The sequence below is a fragment of the Brevibacterium sp. 'Marine' genome (assembly GCF_012844365.1).
Lineage (GTDB): Bacteria > Actinomycetota > Actinomycetes > Actinomycetales > Brevibacteriaceae > Brevibacterium.
On sequence record NZ_CP051626.1, the window covers coordinates 1,277,449 to 1,297,638 of the forward strand.

Annotated in this window: 14 protein-coding genes; 13 read left to right on the forward strand and 1 reads right to left on the reverse strand. The window is 64.3% G+C overall.

All coding sequences use genetic code 11. The annotated features are described in order from the left end of the window. Window positions 1-128 precede the first annotated feature (128 nt). The 10 genes from rplK (at window position 129) to HF684_RS05650 (ending at window position 10,423) form a co-directional block, all read left to right on the forward strand. On the forward strand, window positions 129-566 hold the full coding sequence (rplK, locus tag HF684_RS05605; RefSeq protein ID WP_025776636.1) for a 50S ribosomal protein L11: 438 nt from the start codon (window positions 129-131) through the stop codon (window positions 564-566). Between the two features lie 64 nt (window positions 567-630). Beyond that, window positions 631-1,326 (forward strand): 50S ribosomal protein L1, encoded by a 696-nt coding sequence (rplA, locus tag HF684_RS05610; RefSeq protein WP_169251707.1) that lies wholly within the window; start codon window positions 631-633, stop codon window positions 1,324-1,326. A 221-nt stretch (window positions 1,327-1,547) separates the two neighbouring features. After that, a complete protein-coding gene (locus tag HF684_RS05615) occupies window positions 1,548-2,825 on the forward strand; it encodes a helix-turn-helix domain-containing protein (RefSeq protein WP_169251708.1) in 1,278 nt (425 codons plus the stop codon). Window positions 2,826-2,970: 145 nt separating this feature from the next. Beyond that, on the forward strand, window positions 2,971-4,494 hold the full coding sequence (locus tag HF684_RS05620; protein ID WP_169251709.1) for an aldehyde dehydrogenase family protein: 1,524 nt from the start codon (window positions 2,971-2,973) through the stop codon (window positions 4,492-4,494). Window positions 4,495-4,621: 127 nt separating this feature from the next. Further along, on the forward strand, window positions 4,622-5,641 hold the full coding sequence (gene adhP, locus HF684_RS05625; RefSeq protein WP_169251710.1) for an alcohol dehydrogenase AdhP: 1,020 nt from the start codon (window positions 4,622-4,624) through the stop codon (window positions 5,639-5,641). A gap of 360 nt (window positions 5,642-6,001) precedes the next feature. Beyond that, on the forward strand, window positions 6,002-6,535 hold the full coding sequence (gene rplJ, locus HF684_RS05630) for a 50S ribosomal protein L10 (protein ID WP_062244493.1): 534 nt from the start codon (window positions 6,002-6,004) through the stop codon (window positions 6,533-6,535). A 59-nt stretch (window positions 6,536-6,594) separates the two neighbouring features. Continuing rightward, window positions 6,595-6,981 carry a 50S ribosomal protein L7/L12 gene (rplL, locus tag HF684_RS05635; protein ID WP_025777952.1) on the forward strand — a complete coding sequence of 129 codons (387 nt, stop codon included), beginning with the start codon at window positions 6,595-6,597 and terminating at the stop codon, window positions 6,979-6,981. Window positions 6,982-7,167: 186 nt separating this feature from the next. Next, a complete protein-coding gene (locus HF684_RS05640; protein WP_248279130.1) occupies window positions 7,168-8,400 on the forward strand; it encodes a hypothetical protein in 1,233 nt (410 codons plus the stop codon). Beyond that, window positions 8,400-9,209: a hypothetical protein gene (locus tag HF684_RS05645; protein WP_169251712.1), complete on the forward strand. Its 810-nt coding sequence runs from the start codon at window positions 8,400-8,402 to the stop codon at window positions 9,207-9,209. Before HF684_RS05640 ends, HF684_RS05645 begins: the two co-directional genes overlap by 1 nt. Then, window positions 9,206-10,423 (forward strand): hypothetical protein, encoded by a 1,218-nt coding sequence (locus tag HF684_RS05650; protein WP_169251713.1) that lies wholly within the window; start codon window positions 9,206-9,208, stop codon window positions 10,421-10,423. Before HF684_RS05645 ends, HF684_RS05650 begins: the two co-directional genes overlap by 4 nt. 28 nt (window positions 10,424-10,451) lie before the next feature. On the opposite strand, the gene HF684_RS05655 is transcribed toward HF684_RS05650, so the two are convergent. Then, on the reverse strand, window positions 10,452-11,252 hold the full coding sequence (locus HF684_RS05655) for an MBL fold metallo-hydrolase (protein ID WP_169251714.1): 801 nt from the start codon (window positions 11,250-11,252) through the stop codon (window positions 10,452-10,454). Window positions 11,253-11,349: 97 nt separating this feature from the next. Between HF684_RS05655 and HF684_RS05660 the strand changes: the two genes are divergently transcribed. From HF684_RS05660 to HF684_RS05670, 3 genes are all read left to right on the forward strand, one after another. Then, window positions 11,350-12,408 (forward strand): GNAT family N-acetyltransferase, encoded by a 1,059-nt coding sequence (locus tag HF684_RS05660; RefSeq protein WP_169251715.1) that lies wholly within the window; start codon window positions 11,350-11,352, stop codon window positions 12,406-12,408. Window positions 12,409-12,621: 213 nt separating this feature from the next. Continuing rightward, entirely contained in the window at window positions 12,622-16,101 is a 3,480-nt protein-coding gene (rpoB, locus tag HF684_RS05665; protein WP_169251716.1) for a DNA-directed RNA polymerase subunit beta, read from the forward strand. 68 nt (window positions 16,102-16,169) lie between these two features. Then, window positions 16,170-20,042, forward strand: coding sequence for a DNA-directed RNA polymerase subunit beta' (locus HF684_RS05670; RefSeq protein ID WP_169251717.1), 3,873 nt, complete (start codon window positions 16,170-16,172; stop codon window positions 20,040-20,042). Window positions 20,043-20,190: the final 148 nt, after the last annotated feature.

The window sequence follows — 20,190 nt, forward strand, 5'->3', positions numbered from 1 at the left end:
CATTTGCCCACAGGCGTGCGCGCATGGAATACTGGTGTGGTTTGATTGCGGCCCTTATCGGAAGGCCGCCATCGAACGATGTGCTGTATATGTCTGGCACATCGAAACCTCAAGATTAAGGACCGTACATGCCTCCCAAGAAAAAGGTAGCCGGCCTCGTCAAGCTCCAGATTCAGGCAGGTGCCGCTAACCCGGCTCCTCCGATCGGTCCGGCGCTTGCCCAGCACGGCGTCAACATCATGGAATTCTGCAAGGCCTACAACGCCGCCACAGAATCCCAGCGCGGAAACATCGTTCCCGTCGAGATCACCGTGTACGAAGATCGTTCGTTCGACTTCGTGCTCAAGACCCCGCCGGCAGCCGAACTGATCAAGAAGGCCGCCGGAGTGAAGTCGGGTTCGGCCACCCCGCACACCGTCAAGGTCGCTCACCTGAGCGCCGACCAGGTGCGCGAGATCGCCACCACGAAGATGCCCGACCTGAACGCCAACACCCTGGATCAGGCCGACCGCATCGTCGCCGGAACCGCGCGTTCCATGGGCATCACCACCGACATCGAGGTCTGAGACCTCACCCCACACAGTGGCAGGGCCCACGCAGCCCACACCACGACTGCAAGGAGTAAAGCAGATGGCAAAGCGTTCCAAGGCCTACCAGGCCGCGGCTGAGAAGATCGCCGCAGATGTGAACTACGAACCGGCTCAGGCGATCGCCCTGGCCAAAGAGACCACAGTGGCGAAGTACGACGCCACCGTCGAGGTCGCTCTCCGCCTGGGTGTTGACCCCCGCAAGGCGGACCAGATGGTGCGCGGCACCGTCAACCTTCCGCATGGTACCGGTAAGACCGCTCGGGTCCTGGTGTTCGCTGCCGGCGACCGTGCAGAAGCTGCCCGTGAAGCAGGTGCTGACTACGTCGGTTCCGATGACCTGCTGGAGAAGGTGGCCGGAGGGTTCACCGACTTCGATGCCGCTGTTGCGACCCCCGACATGATGGGCAAGGTCGGTCGTCTCGGTAAGGTGCTGGGTCCTCGCGGCCTGATGCCGAACCCGAAGACCGGCACCGTGACCATGGATGTCGCCAAGGCCGTCAACGACATCAAGGGCGGAAAGATCGAATTCCGCGTCGACAAGCACTCGAACCTGCACTTCATCATCGGAAAGGTCTCCTTCTCCGAGGAAGCTCTGCAGGCGAACTTCGATGCTGCGATCGAAGAGATCCTGCGTCTGAAGCCGTCCTCGTCGAAGGGCCGCTACATCAGCAAGGCCACGATCACGACCTCGAACGGCCCCGCCGTTCCGGTCGACCACTCGGGTCTGCGCATCTGATCGATGCACTGACAGAGGGCGGGAAGCGAGCAATCGCTCCCGCCCTCTCCCTTTCCCAATTGCTACCTGACGGCGGCCCAGCAACCTCGCGCGAGGTAGCTGGGCCGCCGTCGGGTAGTTCTGGGAGCGGACGGGGCCTTGTTCACAGGCAGGTTCGCGATTAGATTATGAGCAGTTGAAACACTCTTCCGACACCCGCCGATGGAGGTGGACCGTCCGCCATGGATTCGACGCTGCTGCTCGAAGACACCTATCAGAGCGCCGTTCGACGCGCACATGAGCGTCTGGCAGGACCGTCGGAGACGAGCCTCCACCTGCCGTCGTCAGGGCCCGGGGTGCGGACCTCGGTCCTGGAATCATGGGACCGGTCTCTGGCCCGGCTGCGCGACCCCGACAGCGTGCAGGTCCATGTCGCATTCGAAACCGATCGTCTCGCCGAGGTGCGCCGGCGACATCCCTTCCACGCGATCATGCCGCTGCTGCGGTCCCATCTCATCGAACCCGCCAAAGACGCCGGACTGCTGGCCGCCCTCGGCGACGAACAGGGGCGACTGCTGTGGGTTGAGGGGGAGCGGGGCGTGCGCAACCGCGCCGAAGCCATGGGATTCGTCTCCGGTTCGGACTGGTCCGAGGAGGTCATGGGCACCTCCGCCCCGGCCCTGGCCCTGCGATCGGGCCGGCCCGTGCAGGTCAGCCGCGCCGAGCATTTCGCCCCCGACGTCCATTCCTGGAGCTGCAGCGCCGTCCCCGTCGCCCACCCGCTGACCGGGCAGGTCATCGGCATCATCGATGTCACCGGGGGAGACGACGCCGTGTCCTCCATCGTGCTGCCGCTGCTGTCGTCGACGGCGAAGGCCGCCGGGGCTCAGCTGTCCCAGCTCTTCACGCGGCAGCAGATGCACACCGGCACCGAGGCGGCCGGGACCAGACTGACAGTGCTCGGTCCCAGCCCCGCTTTGGAGGACCCCGATGGAACGCGGATTCCCCTGAGTCGTCGGCACGCCGAGATCCTGTTGCTGCTGCACAGGCATCCCGACGGCATCAGCGGTGCCGGACTGGTGGAGCGGCTGTGGTCGGTCGGCGGCAGCGAAGTCACGGTCCGGGCGGAGATCAATCGTCTGCGCAGAACGATCGGCAGCCTCGGCGATCTGCGCATCGACGCCCGCCCCTATCGGGTGCGCGGGGACGTCGATTCGGATCTGGAGCTCACCGTGCAGGCTCTGGCCAGCGGTGACACGGATTCGGCCCTCGAGCAGTTCAGGGGGACCGTCCTGCCGGATTCCGAAGCGCCGGGAGTCCGCGAGATCGCGGCGGAGGTCGATGCGCTTATGCGCGAGACCCTGCTCCAGGACGGAACCTGGCAGCAGCTGTGGCGGTTCGCGAACCTGCCGGACTTCCGCGACGACGTCGAAGTCCTCATGACAGTGCTGCGTCTGGCACCGCCCGAGGCCGCCGAACGCAACGCCGCGGTCGTGCGCCTGGAGGCGCTGGGCCTCTGAACTCGGCGAACCGATTGCGGTTCGGTGTGCGGGACGGGGCGGCCGCCTCGGCGATGTGATGCAACCCACATGCAACGTTGGGCTCGGTAGCGTCGTGGTCACACGGAGACAATCCGGTGGAATCAGACGCATCAAAGGAGTTGCAATGACTGTCTACGCACAGCCTGGTCAGGACGGGTCGCTCGTCACCTTCAAGTCCCGGTATGAGAACTTCATCGGCGGTCAGTGGGTGTCGCCGGTCAAGGGCAACTATTTCGAGAACCCCAGCCCCGTCACCGGCAAGACCTTCACCGAGGTCCCGGCCAGCACCGCTGAGGACATCGAACTCGCTCTCGACGCCGCGCACAAGGCGGCTCCGGCCTGGGGCAAGACCTCGGTCGCCGAACGGGCCAACATCCTTAATCGGATCGCCGACCGCATCGAGGAGAACCTCGAGATGATTGCGGTGGCCGAGACCTGGGACAACGGAAAAGCCGTCCGTGAGTGCCTCAACGCCGACATTCCCCTGGCCATCGATCACTTCCGCTACTTCGCCGGAGCAATCCGGGCACAGGAAGGCGGACTCTCACAGATCGATGACGATACGGTGGCCTATCATTTCCATGAGCCGCTCGGCGTGGTCGGTCAGATCATTCCCTGGAACTTCCCGATCCTCATGGGCGTGTGGAAGATCGCGCCGGCGCTGGCCGCAGGCAATGCCATCGTCCTCAAGCCTGCCGAGCAGACTCCGGCCTCGATCCTGGTCCTGATGGAACTCATTGCCGACCTGCTTCCCGAGGGAGTCCTCAACATCGTCAACGGCTTCGGGCTCGAAGCAGGCAAGCCCCTGGCATCGAACAAGCGGATCTCGAAGATCGCATTCACCGGAGAGACGACGACGGGCCGCCTGATCATGCAGTACGCCTCGCAGAACATCATCCCGGTCACGCTCGAGCTCGGCGGCAAGTCCCCGAACATCTTCTTCGAGGATGTGCTGGCCAGGGACGATTCGTATGCGGACAAGGCCCAGGAGGGCTTCACGATGTTCGCTCTCAACCAGGGCGAGGTCTGCACCTGCCCGTCGCGTGCGCTCGTCCAGGAATCGATCGCCGATCCCTTCCTCGAGAAGGTCGTGGCCAGGACGAAGAAGATCGTCCAGGGCAATCCGCTCGACACGGACACGATGATGGGCGCCCAGGCCTCGAACGACCAGTTCGAGAAGATCATGTCCTACCTCGACATCGGCCGTCAGGAAGGCGCCGAGGTGCTCACCGGCGGCGGTAAGGCCGAACTCGACGGGGATCTGGCCGGCGGCTTCTACGTGCAGCCGACGATCTTCAAGGGCACGAACAAGATGCGCATCTTCCAGGAGGAGATCTTCGGGCCCGTCGTCTCGGTCGCGACATTCTCCGACTACGCCGACGCCATGGCCACGGCCAATGACACGCTCTACGGCCTCGGCGCCGGTGTCTGGTCGCGCGACGGCAACACCGCCTACCGGGCCGGTCGCGAGATCCAGGCCGGTCGCGTGTGGGTGAACAACTACCACGCCTACCCGGCTCATGCGGCCTTCGGCGGGTACAAGGCTTCGGGCATCGGTCGCGAGAACCACAAGATGATGCTCGATCACTACCAGCAGACGAAGAACCTGCTCGTCAGCTACTCGGAGAACGCCCAAGGCTTCTTCTGATCCCTATTGCTACCCGACGGCGGCGCAGCAACCTGGCGCCACGGTGCTGGGGCGCCGTCGGGTAGTTCCACCACAGACTCAAGCCCCGTTTGCCAAATGAATCCTCATCATCACAAAGGAGCGAATGATGTCCGAAATGAAAGCAGCAGTCGTAGAAGGCTTCGGCCAGGAACTGGTCGTCGGTGACAACCCGATTCCCGAGCCCGGTCCCGGCCAGGCATTGGTCAAGCTCATCGCCTCAGGCGTCTGCCACACCGACCTCCATGCCGCACATGGCGATTGGCCGGTCAAGCCGAAGGTTCCACTCATTCCCGGTCACGAAGGTGTCGGCATCGTCGAAAAAGTCGGCGAAGGCGTCACCGATGTCGAGGTCGGCCAGATGATCGGCAACGCCTGGCTGTGGTCAGCCTGCGGAACCTGCGAACACTGCCGTCAGGGATGGGAGACGCTCTGCGAATCTCAGGTCAACGGCGGCTACGGCATCGACGGATCCTTCGGCGAGTACATGCTCGTCGACACGAAGTTCGCCGCGACCATTCCCGATGGTGCCGATCCGTATGAGATCGCCCCTGTCCTGTGTGCCGGAGTCACCGTGTACAAGGGACTCAAGCGCACCGAGGTCAAACCCGGACAATGGGTCGTCATCTCCGGCATCGGCGGACTCGGACACATCGCCGTCCAGTACGCCGTGGCCATGGGTATGCGCGTCGTCGCAGTCGACGTCGCCGACGACAAACTGGCGCTGGCGAAGAAGCACGGAGCCGAAATCACCGTCAATGCCTTCGCCGAGGATCCTGCTGAGATCATCCAAGAGAAGGTCGGGGGGTCCCACGGAGTCCTCGTCACCGCGGTCCATCCCGCTGCGTTCGGTCAGGCGATCGGAATGACCCGCCGAGGCGGCACCATCGTCTTCAACGGTCTGCCGCCCGGAGACTTCCCTGCACCGATCTTCGACATCGTGCTCAAGGGTCTGACGATTCGCGGATCGATCGTCGGCACGCGCCAGGACATGGTCGAAGCTCTCGAGTTCTACGCCGCCGGAAAGATCCATCCGACGTTCACGAAGCGGCCGTTGGGTGACATCAATGCGATCTTCGACGAGATGATCCACGGCAAGATCGACGGCCGTGTCGTGATCGAATACTGACACGCCCACACACCCGCGCCTTAAGAACTACCTGACGGCGGCGCAGCAACCTCGCGCCAGGTTGCTGCGCCGCCGTCAGGTAGTGTGGGAGGAGTCTCGGCGGGCGGATTGGACTTGCCGGGAATGACTTCGCTAGACTTGAGACACCCAAGACCGTCGGTCTCTGTGGAATCACCGTGATTCGCCATCGAATCTCGGTGCCCGCAGACGAAGACTCCGTGAGGAGTGACCCACGCAGGTGAGCTCGAGATTCTTCCGTCGGATTCCTCATGGAATCGTCGGCCAAGCGTTTCACGCCATCCTGCGTGGAGCGCTTTTTCTGTTGTCGGGACAGGCCGGACGACTTATGAAAGGAACACCATGGCGAGGCCAGACAAGGCAGCCGCAGTCGAGGAGATCAAACAGCAGTTTGAGAACTCCGACGCTGTGTTGCTGACCGAGTACCGCGGTCTCACCGTCGCGCAGATGAAAGAACTGCGCGTCTCTCTCGGTGAGAACGTCAGCTACGCCGTGGTAAAGAACACGCTGACCAAGATTGCAGCCAAGGAAGCCGGAGTCACCGGTCTCGATGAGCACCTCAATGGGCCCACCGCGATCGCGTTCGTCAACGGCGAACCACCTGAGGCTGCCAAGGCTCTGCGTAACTTTGCCAAGGCGAACGACAAGCTCGTGGTGAAGGGCGGCTACTTCGATGGAGCCGCGCTCAGCCCCGAACAGGTCAACCAGCTCGCCGACCTCGAATCCCGCGAAGTGCTGCTTGCAAAGGCAGCCGGTGCCATGAAGGCAAGCCTCCACCAGGCGGCTTACCTCTTCACCGCTCCGCTGGTCAAGGCCGTGCGCACTGTCGATGCCCTCCGCGAGAAGCAGGACGACGCTCCTGCTTCCGACGCCTGAGCATCACCCCAAACCGAACCGGTCACTGATCGTGACCAAAACAGGAAGGACTAGCCACCATGGCTAAGCTCACCACCGACGAGCTCCTCGAGGCTTTCAAGGAGCTCACCCTCATCGAACTGTCCGAGTTCGTCAAGAAGTTCGAAGAAGAGTTCGACGTCGAGGCTGCCGCTCCGGCCGCCGTTGCCGCTGCCCCTGCAGCCGGTGGCGCAGACGCCGCTCCCGCTGAAGAGCAGACCGAATTCGACGTCATCCTCGAATCGGCCGGCGAGAAGAAGGTTCCCGTCATCAAGGAAGTCCGTGGACTCACCTCCCTCGGACTCAAGGAAGCCAAGGACCTCGTCGACGGAGCTCCCAAGGCCGTCCTCGAAGGCGCTTCGAAGGAAGACGCCGAGAAGGCCAAGGAAACCCTCGAGGCTGCCGGCGCCACCGTCACCCTCAAGTGATTTCCCGAGCAGCGGTCTGACTGCTGCCTGAGGCTTCGAACCCCCACGGTCCACCGTGGGGGTTCTTTGCATCCCGGCCGAGGCGGCCCACCCCCGCCGCGAATGCCCATCCCGTCCCGCCGCCATGTGACCGATTCGGAACACCGTCGGACGGAGGCTTGGCAGAACCTGAACTATCCTTGTATGGTGACCGAGACGACGAGCTACGCCCGCGCGCAGCAGCAGCTGCGCGATCGCATCCGCGACACCTGGGCGCAGCAACCCCTCTATATCGATGAGATCGTCAGACCCGGACTGACCGAGAACCAGCTCACCGCCATCCGGCGGGCCTCACAGCAGACCGAGGACACCGGTCTGACTCATTACCTCGCGATCACTCCCGGCCTCCAGACCATGGGCTACGGCGATTGGGCGAAGTTCACCTCCGACTTCGCCTTCGCCATGCACGAAGAGTCGGGGAAGAAGCAGACCCTTGTCCTCTTCACCGAAGGCGAGACCTCAGCCCGCTCATTCGCCTATCTCGTCACCGACAACGGACCCGTCGTCCCCTCGGGCGCACCCGAACTCATGAGGTCCCGCAGCGATGACTTCATCCCCGTCGAACTCGCCGTCCCCTACTATCTGCAGGTCCTCGTCGCCGCCGCCGACGGGACCGAACCACCCTCTGCCCCGGATTTCGACACCCGCGACGTCGGTACCCGCAGCGAGGATTACATCGAACGCTTCGGCCTCGACCACTCCGACCCCGACGCGCTCGTCTTCGGTGCGACGGCCGCCGCGGCGCTCGGCGCGACCCTATGGCTGCTGCACCGCCGCAATCGCTATTCCTGGCGGACGAAGCTGACGACGACACCGGAACTGGTCAAGTCCCGCAACCTCCAGAAAGCCGTCACCGAGGCGGCCGCCCCGATCCCCGAACCCGAGCATCCCGATGACGACACGTGGGCTCTGTATGACCGAGGGCGACGAATCCAGGACGCTCTGGCCGTCCTGACCACAGCCCATCCGGACTGGGCCGAATCCGTCGACTTCGCCCACCGCCACGCAGTGTGCGCCCTCGTCACCCTCGACCGTTGGGTGCGTCGAGGGCTGCGCAGGCGCTCCAACAGATTGGACGACGAACCGCGCTTCTGCTTCCTCTTCCCGCACCACCGCAGAGACATCGATGATCATGTGCTCAGACAGTCCGGGCGCAGCCTCACCGCGGCGCTGTGCGTCGACTGTCGCGAGGACCTGGCGGCCGGCCACGATCCGGAACGACTGATGGTGCCCAAGCGCCCCGGTTCCACCCGCGCTGTCCCGTACTTCCAACGCGACGACGCCTACGCGCTCTCCGGCTTCGGCAGCTTCCAGCCCCTCGACGAGGCGGTGCTGGAGACCATGAGCCCACGGCACTCCGCCCTCGGAAGGAGCCGATGATGGCCACCGGAACTGCCCGTTCGATCAACCCACTCGATTGGGTCATCGCCGTCATCGCTGTCGCCGCCGTGTCGATCGGCGCCGCCCTGCTCAGCGGCCACTTCTTCGACCAGACGAAGGCCGAGCGCATCGAGACGATCGACAGCGGACGGATCGATGTCGACTCGATCTTCACCGACCGCATCGAGGGCGCCATCGACCCCGACTACGATCCGTCTCGGTACCAGGCGATCGCGAAATCGTTGGCCCAGGATCCCGTCTATTTCGACGGCTACCCGGAATTCGAGATCGAAGACGATGAGATCGCGGAGATCAGGGCCGCCGTCGCCGATGCCGACACCCCCATCTACGTCGCTTTCCTCAACACCTCAGACCTCGACGACGCGGACGGCGACCTCGATCTGCTCGCGGCCCGAATCGTCACCGAGATGGACGACGCCGAGGCGGCTGTGCTCACCGTCGACGCCTCAGGCATCATGGGCGTGGGCGAGAAAGGGGTGTACCGACCCCGGATGGCCCATCTCAGTGGTGAGTTCGACGACACTGAGTCCCGCAGCGCGCTGAAAGGCGTCGAACAGCTCAGCTCCGCAGAGACCGAGGACCTCGCCTCGAGCTATTCGTACAAGCACGATGACAACGGCAACCCGCTGCTGGTCAAGCGGGATACCGCGACCGACCCACACGACCTCGAGTACAGCACCGGCGGCGCCGTGGCCGGAGCCGTCGTCGGCATCCTCGTCGGCGGGGGAGTCGGAGCCGGAATCCACTTCATCCGCCGCGCACTGAAGAAACGGACAGCCAACCAGTGACCCAACAGGCCCAGACGATCGCCGAGGCGCTCAGCACCGACCCCGTCTACGTGACGAAGTCCGCGCAGGGAGAGGTGAATGAGACCCTGCTGCAGAAGGCGGAGACGAAGATCGACGGCCTCGACTTCGATGTCTACGTCATCGTCTCCGGAGACGACGGAGCCGACCGGGACCTGCTCGAGCAGGTCAAGGTCTACAACGGCGGTGAAGGTGCATTCATCATGATCGACACGAACACCGACCTCGTCGTCGACTACACCTTCGAGGACCAGCACGACCTGCAGATGCAGGTGATGGAGCAGATGTCCGTCGGACGTGACCAATGGAGCCACAGCACGCCGTCGCAGACGAAGCTGAACATGCTCCTCGACCTCTACGCCGACCCGCAGGCAGCACCCGAACGGGAGACTGGCCAGGAGGCACCGGGCAGCGAAGTGCAGACTGTCGACGGGGCGAGCTCCACGGCAACGCTGTTCCTCGGGGGAGCGGTTCTGGTTCTGGCCCTTGTCATCGCCGTCATCTGGTTCGCCCGCTCACGGCGGGAGAGGGCGAAAGCCGCGCGCACCCGCCGCCGCTTCGAACTGCCCGCCCGACTGCTCGACCGAGTCGATGATCTGCAGCGGAAGACGCTGCGGGAAGGACTGAACGAGGACACGACGGAACTGGCCGAAGAGATCACGCAGCTGCAGACCCAGAACCTCGGTGCGACGGACACCGAGGGAGTGGAACGGGCACTCGACGCCTACCAGATGGCCAGGACGATCGTCGACGACACCGAAGCTGAACGCATCGACCTCGCGGGGGCCATGGTGCTGCTGCGTCAGGCCGGTCGTGAGATCGCCGAGGTGAAGCTGCACAGATCGGCCAAGCACGGAGCACGGGCGCGGAAGCCCGATGTCGCACGGGCCTCCGGCCCGACGAGGTCGGCACGGACCCGGGGACTGCCGCAGAGTCTGTGCACGGTCAACCCTCTGCACGGGGAAGCACGGTCGAATCGGCAGGTGAGCACCGAGCGCAAGGGTCACCTGGCGGGAAAGAGCGTCCGCGTCCCCGTCTGCGGCAGCTGCCTGTCCGATCTGCAGTCCGGCCGCGAACTGCAGTGGATCTTCGACGGCGACCGTCCCTATGTCGAGGGTGACAGCGTCTGGGCGCAGACGCTGTTCGGGGCCATCGGCGGCGATCTCGTCACCGCCCTGCACCGTCGGGGTTCCTGATCCCGGGCCGCATACTCGACCCGTCCGGTCAGACCAGGCGATGCTCCCGGGGAATCGTCCGATCATGGTCGCCCGGCATGGAACGGGCGGGCAGAGCCACCTCGGCGTCTCCCTGATCGACCATCAGCCCCTCGACATCGGCGAGCTGACGGGCGAGGAAATCACGATCGACCGGGACCCCGTGACCGGGAACGAACGTTGTCGCCTCGGGAAACGACAGCAGGGTGTGCAGGCTCTCGGCCCACTCGCTCAAGGCGGCATCGGCACCGGCCTGAGGGGCGGCCGCCTCTTCGACGAGGTCGCCGGCGAAGACGATTCCGAGTTCGGGCAGCCGGATCACCAGATCGGCCGTCGAATGACCGCCGAGGACATGGAATTCGACCGGGCAGTCGCCGAGGTCGAGGTGTCGCACGTCCCCGGGGGACGGATCGACAGGGGAGACGTCGACGACGAGGTCGCCGGGATTGTCGGGGAGGCTTGACCGATAGTCCTCCGGGAAGTCGCCGCCCGCAACTCCGTCGAGGGCGATCCAGGCCGTGGCTTCCTGATCCGAAGCGAACGATGATGACGCGTATACGGCGGTGACCCCGGCGGATACGGCGGCGGCGGCGCCGAAGAAGTGATCCCAATGGTCGTGGGTGATCGCGAGTTCGATCGCGCGCGGACGGTCACCGCCGATCTCCTCGCCGAGGCGGCCCGCCCGCTCCAGCAGGTGCTCGGCAGCCGCGGGGCCGGGCCCGGCATCGACGAGCAGGGTGCGATCGGTGCCGATGATGACTCCGCAGTTGACCGCGGCAGGATCGAAGCTGAGAACTCTCACTCGTGTCATGTTCGCAGTCTAGAATGTCACCCACCGGCTGTCAGCGCGACGATGCGCGAAGGAGGCATCGCAGTGAGGCGGCCACCTGCGACGACAGAGGTCACAGATGGAGATCACCCGGATCAGGTCGGGACACGTCGATCCCGCGGCGATCGAGGCACTGATGCCCGAGCTGCTGGACTTCGACACCGTCATCAACCGTGCCTCCGGGCTGGGGGAGGACTTCGACCCGATTCCCGACGAGGTGCGGCACGCGTTGACCAGCACGAGCGAATATCGGACCACTCTCACCTGGATCGGGCGCATCGATGGGGTGATCGTGGCCAAAGGCGTGGCCGAACTTCGCCTGACCAGCAATACCGACACTGCGGAGGTCTGGTGCGGAGTGCATCCGGACCATCGCCGTCGTGGACTGGGTGCCGCGCTGCTGACGGTGATGGAGGCCGAGCTGCGAGCAGAGGGCCGGACAGCGCTGTCGAGCTTCTGCGAGATTCCGGAATCCGTCAGGGCTGCGAATCTGCGCGGTGCCCGTCTGGCCGCCGAAACCGGTGCCGGGACGCTGCCGGCCGCTCTGCCGGAGGTGTCTTTTCTCAGCAGCCGCGGGTACGGGCTCGCACAGATCGAACGGTGCTCGGTCGCGCCGACTGCAACCGCGGCCGAACTCGACCTCGGTGCCCACGTCGACGACTACGTCATCGAGACCTGGCGAGGGCCGGTCCCGGAGCATCGACTGGAGCACATCGCTCTGTGCAAACGCCGGCTGAGCACCGACGTGCCGGGAGCTGCGAAATTCGGGGGAGAGGAGAGCTGGGACGGTGAGCGCGTGAGGGCCCTCGATGCAGAGAAGACGGCCAAGGGAGAATCCATGGCCACGGCACTCGCCCTCCTCGACGGGGAACCGGCGGGGTACACACAGGTCGGGTCCTCAGCCGACAGACCGACCGTGGGCTGGCAAGGAGGAACCCTGGTGCTCAGCGAGCACCGTGGGCACCGCCTCGGTGCCCGGCTCAAGGTCGCCAATCACCGCAGCCTCGCGCAGCATTCGGCGGTCGAGCGCGTGTACACCTGGAACGCCGTGGAGAACTCGTGGATGCTGGCGATCAACGATCAGGCGGGATTCGGCACCTGGGCATGGGTGGGACTGTGGACGAAGAATCTGCCCTGAAACTGTCCGTCTTGCCAGGCTTGACCTGATGCTATAAGCTTGATATTTGCATCGTTCTGCCTGTGGTGTGCCTTCATATAGCGGTGGGCACAGCATTTCCACTCAAGTGAACCATGCCGACGCCGGGAGTCGAAATCTGACACACCCCGTGGACGTCGCCGGAGCGAGTGGGCAGACGAAGTATCAGATGGTGAAGCACTCGGAAGGAACCAATTGGCCGCCGCCAACGACAACACCAGGACCGCTAATCCCCCCAAGAGAATTTCCTTCGCGAAGATTCGCGAGCCCCTCGAGGTTCCCGATCTGCTCGGTCTGCAGACGGACAGCTTCGACTGGCTGATCGGATCGGAGGCGTGGCAGGACCGCGTCGCCGAGGCCATCGAGATCGGAGACGACTCCGTCGCCACCACCTCGGGTCTCGAAGACATCTTCGAAGAGATCTCGCCGATCGAAGACTTCGGCGGATCCATGTCGCTGTCGTTCCGTGAGCACCGGTTCGAAGCTCCCAAGTACTCGATCGATGAGTGCAAGGAACGCGATATGACCTACTCGGCGCCGCTGTACGTCACCGCCGAGTTCATGAACAACAACACGGGCGAGATCAAAAGCCAGACCGTGTTCATGGGTGACTTCCCCCTCATGACCGACAAGGGCACGTTCATCGTCAACGGCACCGAGCGCGTCGTCGTCTCCCAGCTCGTGCGTTCGCCCGGCGCCTACTTCGAATCCAGCGTCGACAAGACCACGGACAAGGACATCTTCTCCGCGAAGATCATCCCGTCCCGCGGTGCCTGGCTGGAATTCGAGGTCGACAAGCGCGACCAGGTCGGCGTGCGCCTCGACCGCAAGCGCAAGCAGTCCGTGACAGTGCTGCTCAAGGCTCTCGGCTGGTCCGAAGCGAAGATCCTCGAGGAGTTCGGCGAGTTCGAATCGATCCGCGAGACGATGGCCAAGGACACCGTCACCACGCAGGACGAAGCGCTGCTCGACATCTACAAGAAGCTGCGCCCGGCAGAGCCCGCGACCGCTGAGGCCGCCCGCAACCTGCTCAACAACCTGTACTTCAACCCGAAGCGCTACGACCTGGCCAAGGTCGGTCGCTACAAGGTCAACCGCAAGCTCGGCGTCGAAGCCCCGCTGTCGGACTCGGTGCTCTCCACCGACGACATCGTCGCTACTATCCGCTACCTCGTGTCGCTGCACGCAGGAGTGGACACGGCGAAGGGCACCCGCGACGGCGAAGAGGTCGAGATCAGCGTCAAGCTCGATGACATCGATCACTTCGGCAACCGCCGCATCCGCGCCGTCGGTGAGCTCATCGAGAACCAGATCCGCACCGGCCTGTCCCGGATGGAGCGCGTCGTGCGTGAGCGCATGACGACTCAGGACGTCGAGGCGATCACCCCGCAGACCCTGATCAACATCCGCCCCGTGGTGGCTGCGATCAAGGAGTTCTTCGGCACCTCGCAGCTCTCGCAGTTCATGGATCAGAACAACCCGCTCGCGGGTCTGACCCACAAACGCCGTCTCTCCGCACTGGGACCGGGCGGCCTCTCACGCGACCGTGCCGCCATGGAAGTCCGTGACGTGCACCCCTCGCACTACGGCCGCATGTGCCCGATCGAGACCCCCGAGGGTCCGAACATCGGTCTGATCGGTTCGCTGGCGTCCTACGCCCGCATCAACCCCTTCGGCTTCATCGAGACGCCTTACCGCAAGGTCGTCGACGGAGTCGTGACCGATGAGACGCAGTACCTGACCGCCGATGACGAACTCGAGTTCAACATCGCCCAGGCCAACGCACCGCTGACCGACGACCAGCGCTTCGCCGAGGTCGAGGTCCTGGCCCGTCCGAAGGGCGGCGGCGGTGAGGCCGAGCTGGTCCAGCACGACCAGATCGACTTCATGGACGTCTCCGCACGTCAGATGGTGTCTGTGGCGTCGGCTCTGATTCCGTTCCTCGAGCACGACGACGCCAACCGCGCCCTCATGGGAGCGAACATGCAGCGTCAGGCCGTGCCGCTGGTGATGGCCGAATCCCCGGTCGTGGGCACCGGCATGGAATACCGTGCCGCCGTCGACGCCGGCGATGTCATCACCGCCGAGAAGTCCGGTGTCATCACCGAGGTCTCGGCCGACTACGTCACTGTGCTCGCCGATGACGGAACCCAGCTGACCTACAAGGCTGCGAAGTTCAAGCGGTCGAACCACGGCACCTCGTACAACCAGCGCATCCTCGTCGACGAAGGCGACCGCGTCGAAGCCGGAACCGTCCTCGCCGACGGACCGTCCACCGAGAACGGTGAGATGGCGCTGGGCAAGAACCTCCTCGTGGCGTTCATGTCCTGGGAAGGCTACAACTACGAGGATGCGATCATCCTCTCGCAACGTCTCGTCCAGGACGATGTGCTCTCTTCGATCCACATCGAGGAGCACGAGGTCGATGCGCGCGACACCAAGCTCGGTGCCGAAGAGATCACTCGGGACATCCCGAACATCTCGCCCGACGCTCTGGCCGATCTCGACGATCGCGGAATCATCCGCATCGGCGCCGAGGTCACCGACGGTGACATCCTCGTCGGCAAGGTCACCCCGAAGGGTGAGACCGAGCTGACCCCGGAAGAGCGCCTGCTGCGCGCGATCTTCGGTGAGAAGTCGCGAGAGGTCCGCGACACCTCGCTGCGCGTTCCCCACGGCGAGATCGGCACCGTCATCGGTGTGCGCGTCTTCGACCGTGAGGACGACGACGAGCTCTCGCCCGGCGTCAACCAGATGGTCCGCGTCTACGTGGCCCAGCGCCGCAAGATCACCATCGGCGACAAGATGGCCGGCCGTCACGGAAACAAGGGCGTCATCTCGACGATCCTGCCGGTCGAGGACATGCCGTTCCTCGCCGACGGCACCCCCGTCGACGTCATCCTCAACCCGCACGGTGTTCCCCGTCGTATGAACATCGGACAGGTCTTCGAAATCCACCTCGGATGGATCTCGAAGCAGGGCTGGAAGATCGAGGGCAACCCCGAGTGGGCCGCCGAGCTGCCCGACGCCGCTCGCGAAGCCGAGGCCGGCACCAACCTGGCCACCCCGGTCTTCGACGGTGCGCACGAGCAGGAGCTGCGCGGACTGCTGGATTCGACGACCCCGAACCGCGATGGGGACCGCCTCATCGACTCCTCGGGCAAGGCCCAGCTGTTCGACGGCCGCTCCGGTGAGCCGTTCCCGTACCCGATCTCGGTCGGCTACATGTACATGCTCAAGCTCCACCACCTCGTCGACGACAAGATCCACGCGCGTTCGACCGGACCGTACTCGATGATCACCCAGCAGCCGCTCGGTGGTAAGGCGCAGTTCGGTGGTCAGCGCTTCGGTGAGATGGAAGTCTGGGCCCTCGAGGCCTACGGCGCCGCCTACACCCTGCAGGAGCTTCTGACGATCAAGTCCGATGACATCCCGGGCCGTGTGAAGGTCTACGAAGCCATCGTCAAGGGTGAGAACCTGCCTGACCCGGGAATCCCGGAGTCGTTCAAGGTCCTCATCAAGGAGATGCAGTCCCTGTGCCTCAACGTCGAAGTCCTGTCTTCCGACGGAGGCCATGTCGAGATGGGCGAGTCGGAGGACGAGGTCTACCGCGCAGCCGAAGAGCTCGGCATCGACCTCTCCCGCCGCGAAGCACAGACCGTAGAAGAAGTCTGAGGACTTCCACTTCAACCGACACAACTTTTTGATGAACGATTCGTTCATCGCCAGGAAAGAGGATTTACGTGCCTGACGTCAATTTCTTTGATGAACTGCGCATCGGTCTTGCCACCACGGAGAACATCCGCGGCTGGTCACACGGTGAGGTGAAAAAGCCTGAGACCATCAACTACCGCACCCTGAAGCCGGAGAAGGACGGACTCTTCTGCGAGAAGATCTTCGGCCCCACCCGTGACTGGGAGTGCGCCTGCGGAAAGTACAAGAGAGTCCGCTTCAAGGGCATCATCTGCGAACGCTGCGGCGTCGAGGTGACCCGTGCCAAGGTGCGTCGTGAGCGGATGGGCCACCTCGAGCTCGCCGCTCCCGTGACCCACATCTGGTACTTCAAGGGTGTGCCCTCGCGTCTGGGCTACCTGCTGGACCTGGCTCCGAAGGACCTCGAGAAGGTCATCTACTTCGCGGCCTACATGATCACCTCGGTCGACGAGGATTCCCGTCACCGCGATCTGCCCAGCCTGCAGAACAAGATCGACGTCGAGAAGCAGCAGATCGGCACCCGCCGTGACGCCGACATCGACCGTCGTGCCAAGAAGCTCGAAGAGGATCTCGCCGCGCTCGAGGCCGAAGGCGGAACCGCCCAGGCCAAGAAGAAGCTGCGCGACACCGCCGAGAAGGAAATGGACAAACTGCGCAAGAACGCCGACCGCGAGGTCGACCGTATCGAGCAGGTGTGGGATCGGTTCAAGAACCTCAAGGTCAACGACCTCGAAGGCGACGAGAGCCTGTACCGCGAAATGTTCCACCGCTTCGGCCTCTACTTCACCGGTGCCATGGGCGCCGAGGCGATCCAGAAGCGCCTCATCGACTTCGATCTCGAAGGCGAAGCCGAGAAGCTGCGCGAGCTCATCGCCACCGGCAAGGGACAGCGCAAGACCCGTGCACTCAAGCGGCTCAAGGTCGTCAACGCGTTCCTGACCACCGACAACAACCCCGAGGGCATGGTCCTCGACGTCGTCCCGGTGATCCCGCCGGAGCTGCGCCCGATGGTCCAGCTCGACGGTGGACGCTTCGCGACCTCGGACCTCAACGACCTCTACCGTCGCGTCATCAACCGCAACAACCGCCTCAAGCGTCTGCTCGACCTCGGTGCTCCCGAGATCATCGTCAACAACGAGAAGCGGATGCTGCAGGAGGCCGTGGACTCGCTGTTCGACAACGGACGTCGCGGACGCCCGGTGACCGGACCGGGCAACCGCCCTCTCAAGTCGCTGTCGGACATGCTCAAGGGCAAGCAGGGACGTTTCCGTCAGAACCTGCTCGGTAAGCGTGTGGACTACTCGGGCCGTTCGGTCATCGTCGTCGGTCCGCAGCTGCACCTGCACCAGTGCGGTCTGCCCAAGACCATGGCGCTGGAGCTGTTCAAGCCCTTCGTGATGAAGCGTCTGGTCGATCTCAACCACGCTCAGAACATCAAGTCGGCCAAGCGCATGGTCGAGCGTCAGCATCCGCAGGTGTGGGACGTCCTCGAAGAGGTCATCACCGAACACCCGGTGCTGCTCAACCGTGCACCGACCCTGCACCGCCTGGGCATCCAGGCGTTCGAGCCGCAGCTCATCGAGGGTAAGGCCATCCAGCTGCACCCGCTCGTCTGCTCGGCGTTCAACGCTGACTTCGACGGTGACCAGATGGCTGTGCACCTGCCGCTGAGCCCCGAGGCGCAGGCCGAGGCCCGCATCCTCATGCTCTCGGCCAACAACATCCTCAAGCCCTCGGACGGCAAGCCCGTGACCATGCCTTCGCAGGATATGATCATCGGTCTGTTCCACCTCACCTCCGAGCGCAAGGGACTGCCCGGCGAAGGACGCGCGTTCTCCGGAATGGGCGAAGCCATCATGGCCTTCGACCGCGGAGAGCTCGACCTGGGCTCGCCGATCACCATCCGCCTGGAAGACGTCGTTCCCAGCGCGGACATGGAGCTTCCCGAGGGCTGGGAGGCCGGAGACCCGCTGGACGTGCAGACCACTCTCGGTCGTGCGACGTTCAACGAGTACCTGCCTGCCGACTACGCCTTCGTGAACTCGACGATCGACAAGAAGGCCCTGAGCCGGATCGTCAACCACCTGGCCGAGGAATACCCGAAGGTCGAGGTCGCACACACGCTGGACAACTTCAAGGCCGGCGGCTTCCACTGGGCTACCCGCTCGGGCATCACCATCGCAATGTCAGACGTCGTCTCACCCGAGGCGAAGACCGAGATCATCGACGATGCCGAAGTCATCGATACGAAGGTTCAGCAGCAGTACGAACTCGGTGCACTGACCGACGACGAGCGTCGCAACGAGCTCGTCAAGCTGTGGACGGAGACGACCGAGAAGGTCGACCAGATCATGCGCACGAACTTCCCCGCGGAGAACTCGGTGCTGCGCCTGGTCGAGTCCGGCGCATCCGGCAACTGGATGCAGGTTCGTCAGCTGGCCGGTATGCGTGGTCTGGTGACGAACCCGCAGGGTGAGATCATCCCGCGTCCGATCGTGTCGAACTACCGTGAGGGACTCGCCGTGCTCGAGTACTTCATCGCCTCGCACGGTGCGCGTAAGGGCCTGGCCGACACCGCTCTGCGTACCGCTGACTCCGGTTACCTCACCCGTCGTCTCGTCGACGTGTCCCAGGATGTCATCATCCGTGCCGCAGAGGCCGAGTCGAACAAGGGCATCACCCTGCCGATCGCCGAACGCGACCACGAGGGCAACCTGGTTCCGCACGAGTACGCCGAGACCAGCGTCTACGGGCGTCTCACCGTCTCCGATGTCACTGACGCCGAGGGCAATGTGCTCCTGCCGGCGAAGTCCGATGTCACCGGCGCTGTGGTGGATATGCTCGTGGCCAACGGCATCGAGGAGCTCAAGGTCCACTCCGTGCTGACTGCCGATTCCGATGCGCAGATCTCCGCCGAGCACTACGGTCGCTCGATGGCGACCGGTCAGCTCGTCGACATCGGCGAGGCCATCGGCACCGTCGCTGCCCAGTCGATCGGTGAGCCCGGTACCCAGCTGACGATGCGTACGTTCCACACCGGTGGTGCCGCCGCTTCGACCGGTGATATCACGCAGGGCCTGCCGCGTGTGACCGAGCTCTTCGAAGCTCGCACACCGAAGGGCTTCGCTCCCATCGCCGAGGCGACCGGACGGGCGAAGATCGACGACAGCCGCAAGACCCGCTTCGTCATCATCACCCCCGATGACGGCAGCGAGGAGATCGAGCACGCAGTGTCCAAGCGTGCCCGTCTCATGGTCGAGGACGGCCAGCACGTCAAGGCCGGAGAGCAGCTCATCGTCGGTGCCGTCGATCCGAAGCAGGTGCTGCGCATCCGCGGTCGCCGTGAGGCCGAGCGCTTCCTCGTCGAGGAGGTTCAGAAGGTCTACCGTTCGCAGGGTGTGGGCATCCACGACAAGCACATCGAGGTCATCGTGCGGCAGATGCTGCGTCGCGTGACCGTGATCGAGTCGGGCGACACGAACCTGCTGCCCGGTGAGCTGGTCGACCGCGGCCGCTACCAGGCGGAGAACCGTCGTGTGGTCGCCGAAGGCGGCCAGCCTGCCTCGGCTCGTGACGAACTGATGGGCATCACGAAGGCTTCGCTGGCCACCGAGTCGTGGCTGTCGGCCGCATCCTTCCAGGAGACCACCCGCGTCCTCACCGAGGCGGCCATGGAAGGCAAGTCCGATACGCTCATGGGGCTGAAGGAGAACGTCATCCTCGGTAAGCTCATCCCTGCCGGCACCGGCCTGCAGACCCACCGCAACCTCGTGGTGGAGCCGACCGAAGAGGCCAAGGCCGAGATGTTCACCAACAGCTACGGCGACTTCTACGCGGGCATCGGCGCCGATTCCGGCTCCGCCATCCCGCTGGAGGACTACGACTACGGTGCGTTCAGCTGAGACTGAGCGGCTGAGTCGCAGCGTCTGAGAGAGGCACGCGAAGAGGGGGCGTCCACCACACGGTGGACGCCCCTCCTGCTATTCACGCTGCGACATCGAGAAACGGGTGGAGTGTCGAAACGCGGGTGTGTGCGCCCGTGTTTCGACA

Bases quoted from the DNA above. Each gene is read 5' to 3' on its own strand.
- HF684_RS05660 (WP_169251715.1), top strand. From the start codon at position 11,350: ATGGAGATCACCCGGATCAGGTCGGGACACGTCGATCCCGCGGCGATC.
- rplK (WP_025776636.1), top strand. From the start codon at position 129: ATGCCTCCCAAGAAAAAGGTAGCCGGCCTCGTCAAGCTCCAGATTCAG.
- HF684_RS05645 (WP_169251712.1), top strand. From the start codon at position 8,400: ATGGCCACCGGAACTGCCCGTTCGATCAACCCACTCGATTGGGTCATC.
- HF684_RS05655 (WP_169251714.1), bottom strand. From the start codon at position 11,252: ATGACACGAGTGAGAGTTCTCAGCTTCGATCCTGCCGCGGTCAACTGC.
- HF684_RS05620 (WP_169251709.1), top strand. From the start codon at position 2,971: ATGACTGTCTACGCACAGCCTGGTCAGGACGGGTCGCTCGTCACCTTC.
- rplL (WP_025777952.1), top strand. From the start codon at position 6,595: ATGGCTAAGCTCACCACCGACGAGCTCCTCGAGGCTTTCAAGGAGCTC.
- adhP (WP_169251710.1), top strand. From the start codon at position 4,622: ATGTCCGAAATGAAAGCAGCAGTCGTAGAAGGCTTCGGCCAGGAACTG.
- rplJ (WP_062244493.1), top strand. From the start codon at position 6,002: ATGGCGAGGCCAGACAAGGCAGCCGCAGTCGAGGAGATCAAACAGCAG.
- rplA (WP_169251707.1), top strand. From the start codon at position 631: ATGGCAAAGCGTTCCAAGGCCTACCAGGCCGCGGCTGAGAAGATCGCC.
- HF684_RS05615 (WP_169251708.1), top strand. From the start codon at position 1,548: ATGGATTCGACGCTGCTGCTCGAAGACACCTATCAGAGCGCCGTTCGA.